A 16,984-nucleotide genomic window follows, 5' to 3' on the forward strand; every position below is an offset into this window, starting at 1 on the left:
CTGCTTTTAAATTAAAAATAAAGAAAAAATAAAACGAAAAAATTTCGAGACTCAAAAACTAGTGAAAATTCAAATCACACAAGTTTTTGAAAGAGACAAAAAAAGTAGTGTAGAGAGAACAAAAGTTATACAACTATCACATGAGTTTTCATATATATGTTAATTATAGGGTCTCTTGAACTATCGGAAGATGACTTGGATAAATTAATTTTATAAAATTTGTGTTGATTTTAGGCATCATGAGAAATAAAAATTTAATATCTAAAAATCAAATAAAGTAGTTTGTTTTGGTTCAATATATTTTATTACTTCCGTATCTGTTAGTTTGTCATTTTCTTTAAGGTGTCCTAGCAACAACGGTGATTTCTCATCATGCAATTTTATAACATTTTTTGGAATTTCAGGTTTTCGATTAGCGTAGCAATATTTACATTCACTTAAACAGGAATTATAAGCCCCTATGTCTCTTGATGGAATACAGTGACAGTTTTCTCTAATTCCTGTTCCTTTTACATTTTTATAAACTACATTGTGTGCCTGTTCTAAAATTTCCCGAGTTGTGCAACCTGCAGCATGAATGTTGTATTTTTCATAGCTTTCATTTGTTGCACATGATTGAGTATACAGATTAAATCTCTCCGATATCTCACCAATCCCTTTCAATAACTTCACTTTATCTTCTTCAGTAAGTGGAATTATCTCAGGCATGTTCTCTTCAACTTTTTTGTACATGTCCACAAAGCTGAATATGCATCTGTAAACTAATGGTGAGATCTTTTCTGCCATATATTCAAATGTTTCCAGATGTTTTTCAACAGTGTATTTTTCAGTAAGAAGTATTGGATCATATCTCCAGAGAATCTTGTTGCTACCAACAATATCGGATAATCGTTTCAACGTTTTAATAGATTGATTTATTGATGGGACTTTCGGTTCTATGTCCTTGCCGTATGCAGTAATCGTGTAGTTGCACAATATATTGTACTTTTCATCAATGTCACCTATATGTTTCAGGATAGGTTGGTAGTTTTTGGAGCAGAACAGAAGACAATCAACATCTTCAGGATTTAAACTTAACTTGTAAACATTCTCCCTTGCAAAGGGATTTCTTGAATATGCATATCCATCTTCAAGCCTGTTCAATAGCCATGGAGTATAGTAGTTCACTATATCTGTTCTTCCGCCGACGTTTATTATCATGTTATCACTTACTATATCTGGTGACATTAACATTTCTTATTTGTGTTTTGACCAGCATCATACAGCCAATTCTGTTAAATAATAACTGTTCAAGACAACATTTTTATTTCTATACATTCACCAATGTTTTTATTTTATATCTGAATATATGTTAAAATTCTACGATTTGAACGAATTTCCAAAAACTTTAATTACTGAAGAAAAGAATATTATAATCTGTAGTGAGAGAAAAGTAGTAGATAATTTCGTGACTATTCGCATAACAATACTTACATCCATGCATGCAAGTATTATATAATCCAATATCCCTTCCCATTAAACAGTTGCATTCTCGATTATGGTATTTTCCTTTAGGGACTTTTAGATTATTTCCAATAGCCTTTTCCAGCACCTGTTGGGTCATGCATCCTGATGAATCGAAACCGAACTGGTCAAGCAATGTTCCCTCAACACAGGTTTTCATCTGAATGCCGTATTCATTTGCAATTTTTGCAAAATTTTCACCAATTATTAATCGCTCATCAACTGTAACTTCACGGGCTTCGGAAAAGTTCCTCAAAACCTTCTGATACAAATCAATGAAACTTATTGTGCAGTCTGAAGTGTATTCATGCAGTTCAGATGCCATTTCCTCAAACTTTTCAATGTGAAAATCAAGATTGTACTTTTCAGTGATGAATATCGGGCCATATCTCCAGGACACTGCATTGATTCCTACAATCTCGGACAATTCCTTAAATGTTTTTATAACCTTTCTGTAATCGGGAACATTAACTTCAATGTCCTTTCCGTAGGGATTGATCGTAACAAACCAGAACTGCCTGTAATCAGACAATTTATCCAGATTTTTCACCAAAGGCTTTGGATTTTTAGAACAAAAACACATGACATCAATAGTCTTCGGATTGAAATTATATTTGTAAATCTGATTGTTGTAGGGGTTCTTGCTTAAAACAAAACCCTCCTCAATCCTGTTCAGGAACCATTTAGAAAAAAAAGCTGGAATGTCAGTCCTTGTGCCTGTATTGAGTATCATAAAAAAAAGAAAAGGTAAAAGAGATTTATAAATCTCTTCCGAAAATGTGTACAGCTGCAGTACCTCCTGTACCACCGATGTTGTGGGTCATACCGATTTCTGCACCGTCCACCTGACGTCCGCCGGCTTCTCCTCTGAGTTGCCATACGACTTCTGCAGCCTGAGCGATACCTGTAGCACCTAACGGGTGTCCACGTGCCTTAAGACCACCGGAAGTGTTGATTGGGAAGTCACCGTCGATTTCAGTTTGTCCTTCTTCGATAGCTATTCCTCCTTTACCCTTTTCGGCAAATCCAAGATCTTCAACGGCTAAAAGTCCGTTGATGGAGAAACAGTCGTGAACTTCAGTCAAGTCAATGTCTTTGGTTGTTACACCTGCCATTTCATAAGCTTTTCTGGAAGCCACTTTTGTGGATTCAATGGTAGTCAAATCTTTTCTGTCGTGTAATGTTAATGTTCCAGAAGCCTGTGCAGAAGCCTTTACATAAATTGGAGTGTCAGTGTACTTTTTAGCATCTTCAGCAGGCACCATAACAATTGCTGCTGCTCCGTCACTTACAGGGGAACAGTCCAGGAGTGTCAATGGGTCTGCAACCATGGTGGAGTTGATTACCTTATCAACTGATACTTCAAATGGGAATTGTGCATTCGGGTTTTTGGATGCATTCTTGTGGTTAACCACTGAAAATTGTGCCAATTGTTCACGGGTTGTACCGTATTCGTACATGTGTCTTTTTGCAATCATTGCATATAATGATGGGAAAGTAGCACCTTGTTGAGCTTCCCATTCCTGATCTGATGCTGTAGCAATAGCAGGTGTAGCGTCAACCACATCAGTCATCTTTTCGACACCTGCAGAAATTACAACATCATGGAAACCTGATGCAACCGCCATGATTCCCTGCCTTAACGCCAATCCTCCTGATGCACAAGCAGCTTCTACTCTTGTGGTTGGAATTGGATTAAGACCTACATGGTCGGAAATAAGTGCAGCAATGTGTTCCTGTTCTACAAACAGTCCTGAAGACATGTTTCCAACATACATTGCTTCAATGTCGTCACCGCCAATATCTGCATCTATTATAGCTTTTAAACCAGCTTCAGCAATTAAATCCCTAAATGAGGAATCCCATAATTCACCAAATTTTGTCTGTGAAACTCCGATAATCGCAACATCTCTCATTCTTAAGCCCCCTTACATTTTAATTTTACCTTTGAATTTAGCATACACAGCATAATCAACATAGGTTTTTTGATCAATGATGCTTTGTGTTTTTGGAGCTAATTCTCTTCTTTCTGAAAAACCGTCACTTCCTGCACCTGAACCGTATGAGATGACAAATATGTTGTCACCAGGTTCAGCAATATCTAAAATGTTAGATAATGCCAAAGGCACTGCACCGGAATAAGTGTTTCCAATATTAGGAGTTAATAATCCCTGTTTTATTTGATCAGATGTGAATCCTAATTTCTTACCGGCCCTCAAGTAGAACTTACCGTTTGGCTGGTGGAAACATGCATAATCGTAATCTTCAGGTTTTGTGTCGGTTTCTTCAAACAGCATTTTCGCTGCGCTTAATACATGCTTGAAGTAAGCAGGTTCACCTGTAAAACGTCCTCCGTGAGACGGATAAGGTTGACCTTCCCTTCTGTAAAAGTCAGGAGTGTCTGTAGTGAAACTGCATGTGTGATTAAAGTCAGCTATTGTGTTTTCCTTACCGATAATGTAAGCTGCACCACCTGCGGATGCAGTGTATTCCAAAGCGTCACCAGGAGCACCTTGTGAGGTATCAGCACCAATAGCCAATCCATATTCAATCATGTCTGATTCTACAAGACCCATTGTCATTTGAATACCTGCTGTTCCTGCCTTACAAGCGAATTCCAAATCAGCAGCAGTCAATTTTGGAGTTGCGCAAACCGCTTCAGCTACAATGGAAGCAGTCGGTTTAACTGCATATGGATGTGATTCGGAACCAACATAAACAGCACCTATTTTTGAGGGATCAATTTGAGCTCTTGCTAGAGCATATCTAGCAGCAGTAACTGCAATAGTTGCAGTGTCTTCATCAGGAGAAGGTACGGACTTTTCGTTAACGACCAATCCATTTGATAAAGCAACAGGGTCATCTCCCCACACTTTAGCGATTTCTTCTACCTTTATTCTATATGATGGCACATGTGCCCCATATCCTACTATTCCTACCATTAAATCACCTTAAATTATAATATTGAAATAAATTAAAAATCAATTTAATTATTAATATTTTATTCTTATTATTATATAAAAGTAACTAAAAATAAAGCATTTTAAAACAAAAAAAGATTTTTTAAAAAAAATAGATAAATCAAGATGCAGTCGCCGGGATTCGAACCCGGGTTGTAGGCTTGGAAGGCCCAAGTAATAACCAGACTATACCACGACTGCATGTGTAAAAAGTGCGCCGTCCGGGACTTGAACCCGGGTCACTAACGTGGCAGGCTAGTATCTTAACCAGACTGGACTAACGGCGCATAAAAACTAACAACAAATAAACTTATGTTTTAATGATATATAAAGTTTTCGTTGAAACATGAAAAAATAGAAAAAAATCAGATTTTTATTGCAGTAATGCAAATCCAATCATTTTCTTCATCGACAAATGCCTTGAAATCCTTGAAACCTGTATTTTCAAGAGATTCCTTTAAGACATCCTCAGAATAGATTTTCATGTCCAGCAATTCAACCAAATCATCATATTTTTCCATTTCACCTTCCCTGTAGACTGCCTCGTTACAGAAAAATACCAATCCGCCTTTCTTCAAAACCCTGTTGACTTCCTTCAGGTCATTGATAAAGTCCGGCCAGAAGTAAATTGTTTCAAATCCGGTTACAATATCGAATGTCTCATCATAAAACGGCATGTCTGAAACGGATCCCTGCAGCACGTTGACAATGCCTTTGTCAATGGCGTCCCTGTTCAATTCAATGGATTTTTCAACGCTGACTTCGGAGTAGTCTATTCCGACGACCCTTCCCTCATCGGATATCTGTGCGGCAAACCTTTCTATGTTTCTTCCACCGCCGCAACCGATATCAAGGATTTTTGAGTCCTTCTGAATTTCAAAATGAGTCACTCCCCACTGAGCCATGCTCTCATGGGATTCGTTCATTCTGTCAAGTATCTGATGGCCAAGCTCGCCAACAGGTTTTCTTGCATTTTTAATAAGTTCCTTGTCTTCAATATGATGACCTGTATTTACCTTATCGTTATCGCTCATAATATCACTTCCCCATACCTTTACGGGTTTTGATGGCCTGTCCTGTTTTGAACTGTTCGATTTCACAAGCACCAAGGAGCGCCTTTCCATAGGCAAGGAGCTGGTCCTGCTCATTGACAATCAGAACCTCATCATTGGCACGTATGCCCTCATCACATTCAACTACAAATTTGCAGAATACACTTTTTCCATCAAGTGCAAACGGTTCTGAGTCCTTGTTGACAACAACCCTGTTTTTTGGATACTGCATTGCATTGTGAAGCCTTTTAGCACCTTCCTTTGACAATATCAGATATGAATCGGATGCCCTCATATTGACTATCAGAACCTTTCCGTCATAAACGTGCCTTATTTTTCCTGTTTTTTTACTTTTTTCTATGTTGATGTTTCCTGAAAACAAAGCTTCGCCGGCTCCAGGACCAAACTGATAATCCGCAATGGCCTTGACCTTTTTGACATCATCCTTCTTATATCTGATTTCCTCTGAGGATATTGATTTGTTGTATAATCCGATTTCAAGATTCCTGATAACCCTTGAATGGATCAGGACCTGCTCATAGTATTCAACAAACTCATTCAGGAAATCCTCCAAGAATTCTATGCTGTCCACATCACGGGTTTTTGGAGCGTCATTTTGACTCAACGGATAAACCTCATCGATTTCCAATGGAATCAATCCGAAAGGTATGTCCAATACCATGAAATCAGTGTTTTCCAAATCCAGTTCCTGTTCGGACCCATAGATATAAAACTCGCCAAGCTTTCCGGACACGAATTTGGAGTATGGCTTCCTTGTTGGAGGCAATATCACCAAGTCCCTCTTTTTAGGCATTTCACGTAGCTTCTGCATATGCCTCAGGACTTCCGGCCTGCAAAGGGATTCCGGACCGGTGTAGAAGAATGCTGACTTTTTGCTTCTTGGTTCATATTTTTCCAAATCCATTGTATAGTTTCCAAGCTGCCTTTGGGCTTCAAGAAGTGCAGGATGTGCCCTGCATCGCTCTTCAACAAGTTCCATCAGGTTACCATCATGAATGGCCTGTCTGATTAACCTCAGCTCTGCAAATGAGACATGCAAATTGTGTTGGGCAATCAAATCCCTTCTTTGATCCTTTGGCATTGCCCTTAAATCATCCGGAGTGTATTTGGTGCACACTTCGCATGAGCACGGCATTTCCTGCAGGTTTTCCAGCTTGAATGTGCCTCTTGTTGACAAAAGCCTGTCATCTTCAGCATATAATATGTAAGCTGCGGAATCGAACAAATCGCATCCCATTGCAACGCACAATGCAAATATCATAGGATGGCCGGCTCCCATAAGATGGCGGGGAACGGTATCTGACAGCTCCTTCATCGAATTCATGACCACATCCACAAGGTCCTTATAGTGATATGATTCCATAAGCGGCACGACTGCACCTATAGGATAAAGGTCGGCATCCAATTTGGACAGTTCCCTTGCGCATTCTCTTCTCAAATCCAGAAATGTTGAACCCTGAACAACAGAATTCAAAAGCATTTCCATATTCTGCTCTTTTTTATATTCTATTGCTTCGCGAGCCCTTTCGAGAGTGATTTCCATATCACTTTCTGCCTTATCCCTGTCAACAAAAGGGGCGGTCGGAATGTCCAGGCTTGTTCCGATGTCGGTTTTGATCAGTTCCTGAAATTCGATTACTTCCTTGTTTGTTATCTCCACATCCCCATAAACGGACAGCTGAAACGAACCGGAATCGGTCATGATCGGTCCATCAAAGTTAATCAGCTTATGAAGACCTTCCTCAACGGCCTTTTTCTTCAGTTCATTGTCCTTATAAATCAGATAAGCATTAGTGATTACGATATCTGCACCGTATTTGCCTACATCCAATGCCTGTTTTCGAGGGTGGATAACAGGCATCAATGCCGGAGTTTTTACATCACCGTGTTTGGTCTTTAAAACACCCACACGGCCTTTTCCATCTTTTGCTTTAATCTCAAACATTTACTTAACCTATATAAAATTCTTTAAAATAAGATTTAAATTAGAAATTATATAAATTTTGCTCATCAAAGACCTTAAAAATGATTTGAGTTTGTAAAAAAATAGTTATCATGAAAAATTAAAAAGAAAAATGGGAGGTTAAGTTAAACTTAACCCTTTAATGTGCTTTGTTTACCATTTTCTTTTTAGGTTTTAAAGGGTGTTGTTTTTCGGGTTTCATAGATTTCTTTTTATTTTAGGTTTGAAACATCCCGGTTGAGGAGATTTAAATCGTGAGATATTCCACAAATGTCCAGTATAGGTTAATTCCCGGTTAAAGCAATTTTTAAATTAGGCGTGTTTTTTAATTCATTTAGGCGTGATAGATCTCCATAACTTCCCACGACATGCGTGAAGTCGGCGAATCTTGAATTTTTTGAGGAAATGTAGTTTAAATCAGGAATTACTTACTCATCATCATTGGAGAAATTGAAATCATAGGCATATCCTGTAAAAGGGAGATTTTTACAGTCAAATGAAATCTATTGAATTTTCCATCAAAAAATTTATCATCATCATGAAAACATGCTTGTCGATAAATTGTCAGGATTTCCCCACCCTTTGTTCGTACAAAGTCCAATTTTCAATTTTTGTATGACAACCCCAAAATTGTAAAAAATTTTTCAATAAAATTTTATTGAATAAGTACAATACTTGAGATTGACAGTTATTATTTTGAAATAACTATTATATAAATGTTTTTATTCAAAAATAAGCAATAATTTAGTATTAATAAGAAAAATAAGCATTTTTATGCGAAAAATTAAATGGCTTAAAACGGCCCAAATCACCCAATTCAAATTAAAAGCAAATGCATTTCATTCCAATGTCTTGAGATTAAACCATAACAAATAAGATTATATTAGGCCCAATTAGATTAAATATGATTTAATGAACTTATTTTAAATAAAATATTACAAAATAATACTATTTTAATGAAAATATTAAAAATTTATCGTTTATTAAATGAAAAAAGAATGGAAAATAGAAAAGATTGTAGAAATTCCTAAACTCTAAACAAAGGAAAATCCATTAGTTTTTTTAAAAATAAGTCAAAAATAATATAATTTGGAAATGTAAACCTAAACCCAAAATGATAAGTGCCAAAACTTAAGAAAACAAATAAGCCCAATTTAAGCCTTTTTAATCAAAAATAACACAAATAGGGCTTTTTATCAAGAAATTCAAGCACAAAATAGAATTTAATTTTCAAGGCAAAATTAGCCAAATAACTTAAATATTGAACTTGATTTTTAAAAATGAACATTTTAAATATGTCAGATTTCAAAAAATAAAGTGAAATCGTTACGAAATGCATGTTTAAAGTAATATGATTTAGAATCCAAATACCATCAATTCAATATTACATAAAATTATTTTACACATCATTCAGCTTTATTACTGAAAAATGACAAAATATAACGCATGAATTTAAAAAATAAAGAAATCAACACTAATTAAATATGATTAAACCTAAAATCAATGCCAAACTAAATAAATGGAGAAATTTAACCCCCTTATGAAAAGAGTTTCAAGAAAAACCATATGACCAAAACATCAAAGCAACAATTGAAATTACTCCGGTTGAATGCAGTGCACGAGACACGGCACTGACCACAAAATGATCAATTCCTCAAGTGCAAAACTGCCCCCATAGGCAATTGACAAACCTCAATGAAAATGAACAACACCACTGCAACAATTCCCTTTCCGCAATATCCAACATCATGGAAATGACCTCTGAAATAATCAAATATTTAAAGTTTCACTAACCAAAATATACTTGATACAATGAGTTATGAAAACAGCGCCAGAATAATCAACGACGATATTTTTGATTTGATAAATGAAACTTTTCGTCAAGAAAAAAGTAGTCAAAATAATGAATGGAGACTCAATTTTTTTGATACTTATAACAATTACTTTGTTTTAACCGATGATGGATCTTATTCTATCAACTCTAAAGAAATAAACCACAAAGTTGAAACCCTACATACATCTACCGGGGCAATAAGTGAGTCATTTGAGAAATTTATCAAACCGATGAAATTCAATTATGATAAAGACATTGCCATTTTGGACATATGTGCAGGATTAGGTTATAATTCATCAGCGGCAATAGCTGATTTCATGAAAAATTCAAAAACAAATCTGAAAATAGACATGGTTGAAATATCAAAGGCAACATTGGCCTGCGGCCTTTTAGTGCCTTCACCAATTCCAGAACATGACATCACCAAAAAGGCAATTGAAAATGAATTGATAGCACAGGATTACGCCACATTAAGTCTGGAAACAACAGACATTCCTGAAAATATCAACATCAACGTTTTTATTGAAGATGCAAGGCAAACCGTTCAAAGGCTTGACGATGATTCCTACGATGCAATATTTCTAGACCCGTTCAGCCAGAACATGGCCCCTGAGCTATTCTCAGTGGAATTCTTCAGGGAGTTCAGACGCGTAATCAGGGATGATGGAATAATTGCAACCTACACCTCATCGGCACCGGTAAGGGCAGGATTCATTGAAGCTGATTTCTATATTGGATTGGGTCCGATATTTGGAAGAATGCAAGGCGGAACCCTGGCCAGTCCAAATCCGGAAATGCTGGATTGGTCCCTTCCAAAAAATGATGAGATAAGGATAGCGCTGTCAGATGTCGGAATCCCATTTAGAGATCCCAGCTTGAACAACTCCAGCGAAGACATTCTGGATGCAAGAGCTGAAGAAAGGCATGAAGCCCGTCACAACACCAAAATTTCATCAGCCGTCAAAACGCCAATATTTCTGGGTCAGGAAATGGATGACGAAAAGCTGAAAAGACGAGTTGAACGCAATCTCAAAAAAATGAATATACCTTCAACAACTTCCAATGAGGCATACTACATCGTTGAAGTTGAAAGTGCATACAGCGAAAAGCAGGATTTGAAAAACAATTCCACAAACAGAATATTGGATATGAAAAAAAGATTAAAAAAAGTAAAAAAATGAAATTACGCTCTCACGAAATTTCCACTTTTAAGTTGGTATGCTAATTCTTTCGATGCCTTAACCGGACCGTATACAACAGTCAGTTTCTTCGGATTAGAGTATATGTGTTCCAAACCGAATATTGAGAAGTCCGCATCACAATGCTTACAGAAGATCATACCCTCAGTACTGCCGGGTTCCCTTCGTCCTGTAGCAGGGAAAATACCCACTTCATCATGTTCATTTCCAGCCCAAAAGACATCCCAATACAGTTCATGACTGCCACAATATGGACATGTTCTTTCAAATTCAGTCATATACCATGTATAACCATATTTTGATTCTTCACCAGGCGCAGACGGCCTACCGATAGCCAATATGGTTTTACCATCTTCAGAAACACCATATTTATTGAAAGATATTGCCATCCTATCCTGTACAACAGAAATCTGAGAAGTTACCTTATATCCGGTGCTCAAATCCTCACATACAACCTTATATTTTCCGACAGGTAAATTGAAACTAACCTTTGCGAAACCTTTGGAATTTGTTTTGACAATATGGCTTTCACCGTCTATTGTAATTTTCACATTGGTATTTTTAGCGACATTACCGTTTTGCTTGAAAAGTTGTATCTGGAATGCTGAAGTCTCATTTTCTATTGCAGCAATGTTATGTGCATGGATAGAAGCCAATTTAACAGTGACCTTTTTGCTTATTGTATATTTTGTATAAGGATCAACAGCTTTAAAGACATAAGTTCCCTTATCCAATTTAAATTTAACTGTAGCAACACCATTTTTATTTGTCTTGACTGTTTTTTTGCTTCCATCAACATAAACGGTCATTTTCTTACTTTTTGCAAGTTTTCCGTTCGGTTTGTGAAGGGTTACTTTAAACTTGGAAGTAGTGCCTGTGAATGCGACCATTGACTTTGCGGACAATGGTGACAAAACAGTAACAGTCTTGGTTACCTTCTCACCGGTGCTTGGGTTAATTGAAACCATCTTATACTTTCCGGGAGATGAACCTATCTTAATGCTTGCTACACCTTTTGAATTGGTTTTTATTTTGTAAGAAACACCCTTGAATCGGAATTTAATATATTTCTTTTTCAAGACCTTACCATTCTTACCGTAAAATTTGGCGCTAAACTTCTTAGAGCCTTTATAATATTTCTTCAAATTGGATGCTGCAACAGATGTCTTGACAGTTATCTTATTGGAAATCTTATATCCGTTTGGATGAACTGCATAAACCACATAATTTCCAACTTTTAAATTTAAACCCAAACTGGCTACACCTTTGGAATCTGTCTTTTTAGTATAGGTTTTACCATTTAAAATAAATTTTACATTTGTATTTTTCAATGGTTTGCCTTTTGAATCTAAAAAGGTCGCAGTGTATTTGGTTGGACTCTTATAGGTTTTAGTAATATCCTTTCCGGTTATCACAGGCAATACTTTAATCTTATTCTTTAAAGAAGCATTACCATAACTGGCAAATACATCATAGGTATTAGGATATAAATCAATAGGAAGTGAAACCTTACCGGTCACATCAGTGGTCAATACATGGGTAACTCCATTTAATTGCAAAGTAACATTTGCACCGCTAACTGGAGCATTACCATCAGATAAGGTTACCTGATAACTTGAATCACCCTTATAATACATACTAACATCACTACCATCTAATGAATAATTCTTATCATTGTCAGAAATAGTGACATCTTCATTAGCGGATAAAACGCCCACATCACCCGATGGAGGTTCTTCATCCACTTCACCAGCAATTAAATCATCTGTTGAGTTTGAATCAGCTGCAGCAACTGCAGACACAGACAACATAAATACCAGTGTCATTAAAACTAAACTAATTTTTTTATTAAACATAACGTTAACTCCATTTAACATTTGTTCGTAATAATGTATTAAAAGTTTTAGGTATAAAAAGCTTTTGATTTTTAAAAAAAGCATAAAGAGTTTTAATTTTAAAAAAATAAGCATAAATATTTTTATAATTGTTATAAAAAGGTTAAAATGATTGAAATTACTATCAAAAGGTTAATTCTATTTAAAATAGGACTATTTAAAAAAAAGATTTATAAAAATTATCATAAAATAACTGATTGTTTTAAAAATCATCAAAACAATAATTTTAAATCTAAATCATCAAATTAAAGATTAAAAACTGAAATATTTAAAAAAAAATAGATTAGAATAGCTTAAATAAGATTTAAGCTATAAATATTAACTATTCAACAGTCACACATTTTGCCAAGTTTTTAGGCTTATCAGGGTCATGACCTTTCTCTAAAGTAATATAATATGCTATCAGCTGCAATGGAACAATATAAACCAATGGTGCAATAATCTCTTTAACTTCACTGTTTATCGCAATAACCGCATCAGCTTTAGCTTTTAGAGATTCATCATCATCTGATCCAATAGCCAATACATTAGCTCCACGGGATTTGACCTCTTCCAAATTACTCATTGTTTTTCTATAATTGTCACCCGGAGGAATTACAACAACAACAGGAATGCCCTCATCTATCAAAGCCAAAGGACCATGCTTCAGCTCACCTGCGGCATAACCTTCACCATGGATATATGTAATTTCCTTAAGTTTCAATGCGCCTTCAAGAGCTGTAGGATAAGAATAACCCCTTCCCAAATAGAAGAAGTCACGGGCATAATTATATCTCCTGGACAACTCTTCAACCAATTCAACATTTTCCAAAGCCTCATCAATGAATCCAGGAACATTATCAAGTTCTTTTAGAAGCTCCACATTTTTAGATATCAGAGCGGCCAATAAATAAATCGCAGTCAATTGGGCAACATATGTTTTGGTTGCCGCAACTCCAATTTCAGGGCCCGCCTGAGTTTGGATAACATATTTGGCACGTCTTGTAATGGATGAACCTGCAACATTAACGATACCCAAAGTTATGGATGTTTGATTGGCCACATCCAAAGCCTTAAGGGAATCTGCAGTTTCACCGGACTGGGATATGAAAATAACTAATGTCTTATCATCTAAAGTGTTGGCGGAATATTTGAATTCGGATGCAAGAATCACATCTGTAGGAATGCCTGCAAGGGATTCTATCAGATATTTTCCTGTCAGGGATGCATGATATGATGTGCCGCATGCAACAAAACAGATTCTCTGAACATCTCCAACCTCATCGATGATTTCCTGAATGTTGTCTTTCTGGGTCAAGGTATTTCTAACGGCGATAGCCTGCTCGTTGATTTCCTTAATCATAAAGTGTTCATAGCCTTCCTTTTCAGCCATTTCAGGTGTCCAATTGATAGTGTCTATCTCCTTGTTGACGACATTGTCGAATTCGTCATGGACAACGACGCCGTCCTTATCCAAGATGACGATTTCGCCCCTTTCGGGATATATTATATCGCGAGCGTATTTCAGGATTGCCGGAGAATCTGAAGCCAGATAATATCCCTCATCACCGATTCCAACAATCAGCGGTGAGTCCTTACGTGTCGCAACAATCTTATCGGGTTCGTTAATTGATATTGCGGCAATCGCATAAGCCCCCTCGATGATGTCAATTGTCTTTCTGACGGCATGTTCAAGATCGAACTTTTCATCCATAAATTTTTGAATCAAATGTGGAATGACTTCAGTGTCTGTGTCTGACTTGAAGACATGGCCTTCAAGAATCAGCTTTTCCTTTATTTCCAAATAGTTTTCAATGATCCCATTGTGAACTACCGCAACGGTAGTGTCCTCATCAATATGAGGGTGTGAATTAAGCTTTGACGGGTCTCCGTGTGTTGCCCACCTTACATGAGCTATACCGAAGTTTCCAGGCATGTCTGTAAGGTCCAGTTTCTTATCCACTTCAGCGATTTTTCCCTTATCCTTCTTTATATGAATTTTATTTTCAAAGAAAGTGGCCAAACCTATAGAATCATATCCCCTATACTCCAGCTTTGATATACAGTCAAAAAGAATGGGTGCAACATCCCCATCATCCTTTAATATACAACCGACAATTCCACACATCTAATCACCTTTGATAATCGTAAATTTCCTTATACATGTTTACAACATCCCCAATAATCAAAATTGCAGGGGTGTTGATTTTTTTATCAGCAATATCCCCAAGAGTTCCGAATACCAAATTCTGATTCGGCAGAGTTCCGCTTTCAACGGCACAAACTGGAGTGTCTGCTGAACGATATTTCATGATTTCAGCGGTATTTTCCTTAATATTTCCAATACCCATCAATATTATTAAAGTGTCTGCGGTATAATCCCAGTGCACCTGACTTTCCGGTTTTGTCGGGTCCTCATGACCTGTTACAATAGTGACTGAGGTCGCTACCGCCCTGTGAGTTACTGGTAGTCCTAGTGAAGTTGGTGCTCCGATAGCTGAAGTTACACCTGGAATAACTACAAATTTGATATCATGTTCCATCAAAGCCAATATCTCTTCTCCACCACGGCCAAAGACGAAAGGGTCTCCACCTTTGAGCCTTACGACATTTTCATGATTTTGAGCCTGCTTGATTATCAGCTCATTGATTTCATCCTGAGTCTTGTAATGCTCGCCTGCTTTTTTACCAACATATATTCTTTCAGCAGTATCCGGAGCATGAGCCAATATTTCTTCATTGGCCAAATAATCATACAATACAACATCAGCCTTATTTAAAGCCTTTACAGCCTTAAGAGTTATTAAATCAGCATCTCCAGGTCCTGCACCAATTAAATAAACTACCATTTTATCACTTATAAGAAACCTTTAAAGAAGTTCAAACCGTCATCTGAACCGAACAGCTCTTCGCATGCCCTTTCAGGGTGAGGCATCATTGCACAAACAAGCCCTGACTCATCACAGACGCTTGTAATTGCTTCCATTGAACCGTTAGGATTTTTGCCTTTAAACTGCAATACGATCTGGTCTTGATCTTTTAACAAATCGATATCCTCAGTGTAGAACCTTCCTTCGGCATGAGCGATTGGAAGAGCAATTGTCTGGTCCTTTTTGAATGCCTTTGTAAATGGGGTTCTTGAAGTGGCTACCTTTAAGTCAACCCATTCACAGTTGAACTTAGGAGTTTCGTTTGTAATGAAAACACCCGGAACAAGTCCGATTTCACCCAGGATTTGTGCACCATTACATATTCCTAAGACAGGTTTTTCTTCCTTTACCAATTCTTTAATCCCATCAATTACCGGTGTAATGGATGCCATTGCACCAGCTCTCAAGTAATCACCATATGAAAATCCACCAGGAATGACAATGCCGTCATAGTCTGTGAGCTTATCCTCACTCCACCAGACGTATTCCGGTGTGAGACCTGCAAGCTCAACGGCTTTTGCTACATCACGGTCACAATTAGTTCCTGGAAATCTAATTACTCCAATTTTCATCTTATACACCTATTTACCGCAAGCCATGTTTTGTGGAATAACATTAATCTTATAATCATGAATTACAGGATTGCAGAGCAATCTTTCACACATATCAACGACATTTTCTCTGATTGCTTCCCTGTCTTCTCCTTCCATTTGGAATTTGATTGTTTCAACAGTTTTAACGTTTTTAACTTCATAACCTAACAAATCAAGTGATCTTTCAACTTGAGTAGCTTCAGGGTTTAACATACCGCTTTTTAAAGAGATTTTAATTTCAATATCAAATAACATCTAAATCACCTTTTCATCATCTGGAATAACTCTATTATAAACTTCAATATAAGCTGCCATTACCTCATTGTCCTTTCCTTCACGGAACAGTTCCTTGTCCAACATTTCCAGGGTTTCACTGTCCCATAGCCTGCAGCCGTCAGGGGATATCTCATCACCCAAAAGGATGTTTCCATCCTTATCCTTACCGAATTCGACTTTATAGTCAACAAGGATGATTCCCGCATCAGCAAAGAACTTGGTGAGGACCTTATTGATTTTCAATGCCTTTTCAATCAGGATATCGACTTCCTCGTCTGTAGCTATGTCAAGTGCCCTTATGAGTGACCTGTTGAGCATAGGGTCGTGATATTCATCGTCCTTGTAATCCATTTGAACTAAAGGAGGGTCCAATTTGGTACCTTCATCAATCGGATATTTGCGAACCAAACTGCCGGTGGCAATATTTCTTACAATAACCTCTATCGGAATCATTTCAAGCTTTTTTGCGACCATGACATTAGGTTCAGGCAGGTCAACAAACTGGGTTGCAACGCCATTTTCCTCTAAAACCTTAAATATTTTAGCGGAAATCACTGCATTGTAAGCCCCTTTATTGTCCATCACTTCTTTTCTTGCACCGTCACCTGCAGTCATGTCGTCCCTAAACTCGATTATGACCTCATCAGGATTATCAGTAGTGAAAACGCTTTTCACTTTTCCAGAATTAATTAACTCTTTTTTGTCCATGATATCAACAAAATATTAAATTATTATATTATTATTTTTGATTGTAATATTATATAAAAATAGTTAAAAAT

At 36.9% G+C, this 16,984-nt stretch carries 13 protein-coding genes and 2 tRNA genes; 1 reads left to right on the top strand and 14 read right to left on the bottom strand.

The features are described from left to right. Positions 1-261: 261 nt before the first annotated feature. The 8 genes from QZ138_RS01375 to tgtA all read right to left on the bottom strand — a co-directional run bounded on the left by QZ138_RS01375 (position 262) and on the right by tgtA (position 7,481). Positions 262-1,200: a DUF1848 domain-containing protein gene (locus QZ138_RS01375; protein WP_292885270.1), complete on the bottom strand. Its 939-nt coding sequence runs from the start codon at positions 1,198-1,200 to the stop codon at positions 262-264. Positions 1,201-1,387: 187 nt separating this feature from the next. Further along, complete coding sequence (locus QZ138_RS01380) at positions 1,388-2,236, bottom strand: DUF1848 domain-containing protein (RefSeq protein WP_292885273.1); 849 nt, start codon at positions 2,234-2,236, stop codon at positions 1,388-1,390. Positions 2,237-2,261: 25 nt separating this feature from the next. Beyond that, a complete protein-coding gene (locus QZ138_RS01385; protein ID WP_292885276.1) occupies positions 2,262-3,419 on the bottom strand; it encodes a thiolase domain-containing protein in 1,158 nt (385 codons plus the stop codon). A gap of 12 nt (positions 3,420-3,431) precedes the next feature. Then, a complete protein-coding gene (locus QZ138_RS01390) occupies positions 3,432-4,445 on the bottom strand; it encodes a hydroxymethylglutaryl-CoA synthase (protein ID WP_292885278.1) in 1,014 nt (337 codons plus the stop codon). A 145-nt stretch (positions 4,446-4,590) separates the two neighbouring features. Next, positions 4,591-4,664: transfer RNA gene (locus tag QZ138_RS01395), tRNA-Gly, on the bottom strand. A 12-nt stretch (positions 4,665-4,676) separates the two neighbouring features. Continuing rightward, a tRNA-Gly gene (locus QZ138_RS01400) sits at positions 4,677-4,750 on the bottom strand. Between the two features lie 78 nt (positions 4,751-4,828). Beyond that, positions 4,829-5,497 carry a class I SAM-dependent methyltransferase gene (locus QZ138_RS01405; protein ID WP_292885280.1) on the bottom strand — a complete coding sequence of 223 codons (669 nt, stop codon included), beginning with the start codon at positions 5,495-5,497 and terminating at the stop codon, positions 4,829-4,831. Between the two features lie 4 nt (positions 5,498-5,501). Further along, positions 5,502-7,481, bottom strand: a complete 1,980-nt coding sequence (tgtA, locus tag QZ138_RS01410) for a tRNA guanosine(15) transglycosylase TgtA (protein ID WP_292885283.1) — start codon at positions 7,479-7,481, stop codon at positions 5,502-5,504. A 1,830-nt stretch (positions 7,482-9,311) separates the two neighbouring features. On the opposite strand from tgtA, the gene QZ138_RS01415 reads away from it, so the two are divergent. After that, positions 9,312-10,514 carry an MnmC family methyltransferase gene (locus QZ138_RS01415; protein WP_292885286.1) on the top strand — a complete coding sequence of 401 codons (1,203 nt, stop codon included), beginning with the start codon at positions 9,312-9,314 and terminating at the stop codon, positions 10,512-10,514. Between the two features lie 2 nt (positions 10,515-10,516). Here the strand turns inward: QZ138_RS01415 and QZ138_RS01420 are convergent, their stop codons facing one another. The 6 genes from QZ138_RS01420 to purC form a co-directional block, all read right to left on the bottom strand. Beyond that, a complete protein-coding gene (locus tag QZ138_RS01420) occupies positions 10,517-12,388 on the bottom strand; it encodes a hypothetical protein (RefSeq protein WP_292885288.1) in 1,872 nt (623 codons plus the stop codon). Between the two features lie 361 nt (positions 12,389-12,749). After that, entirely contained in the window at positions 12,750-14,534 is a 1,785-nt protein-coding gene (glmS, locus tag QZ138_RS01425) for a glutamine--fructose-6-phosphate transaminase (isomerizing) (protein WP_292885290.1), read from the bottom strand. A gap of 4 nt (positions 14,535-14,538) precedes the next feature. Then, positions 14,539-15,255: a uroporphyrinogen-III C-methyltransferase gene (gene cobA, locus QZ138_RS01430; protein WP_292885292.1), complete on the bottom strand. Its 717-nt coding sequence runs from the start codon at positions 15,253-15,255 to the stop codon at positions 14,539-14,541. Positions 15,256-15,263: 8 nt separating this feature from the next. Next, positions 15,264-15,908 (bottom strand): phosphoribosylformylglycinamidine synthase subunit PurQ, encoded by a 645-nt coding sequence (gene purQ, locus QZ138_RS01435; RefSeq protein ID WP_292885295.1) that lies wholly within the window; start codon positions 15,906-15,908, stop codon positions 15,264-15,266. Between the two features lie 9 nt (positions 15,909-15,917). Continuing rightward, positions 15,918-16,184, bottom strand: coding sequence for a phosphoribosylformylglycinamidine synthase subunit PurS (gene purS, locus QZ138_RS01440; RefSeq protein ID WP_292603729.1), 267 nt, complete (start codon positions 16,182-16,184; stop codon positions 15,918-15,920). After that, positions 16,185-16,913, bottom strand: coding sequence for a phosphoribosylaminoimidazolesuccinocarboxamide synthase (purC, locus tag QZ138_RS01445; protein WP_292885298.1), 729 nt, complete (start codon positions 16,911-16,913; stop codon positions 16,185-16,187). Between the last annotated feature and the right edge of the window lie 71 nt (positions 16,914-16,984).

Source organism: Methanobrevibacter sp. UBA212 (assembly GCF_905233225.1).
Lineage (GTDB): Archaea > Methanobacteriota > Methanobacteria > Methanobacteriales > Methanobacteriaceae > Methanocatella.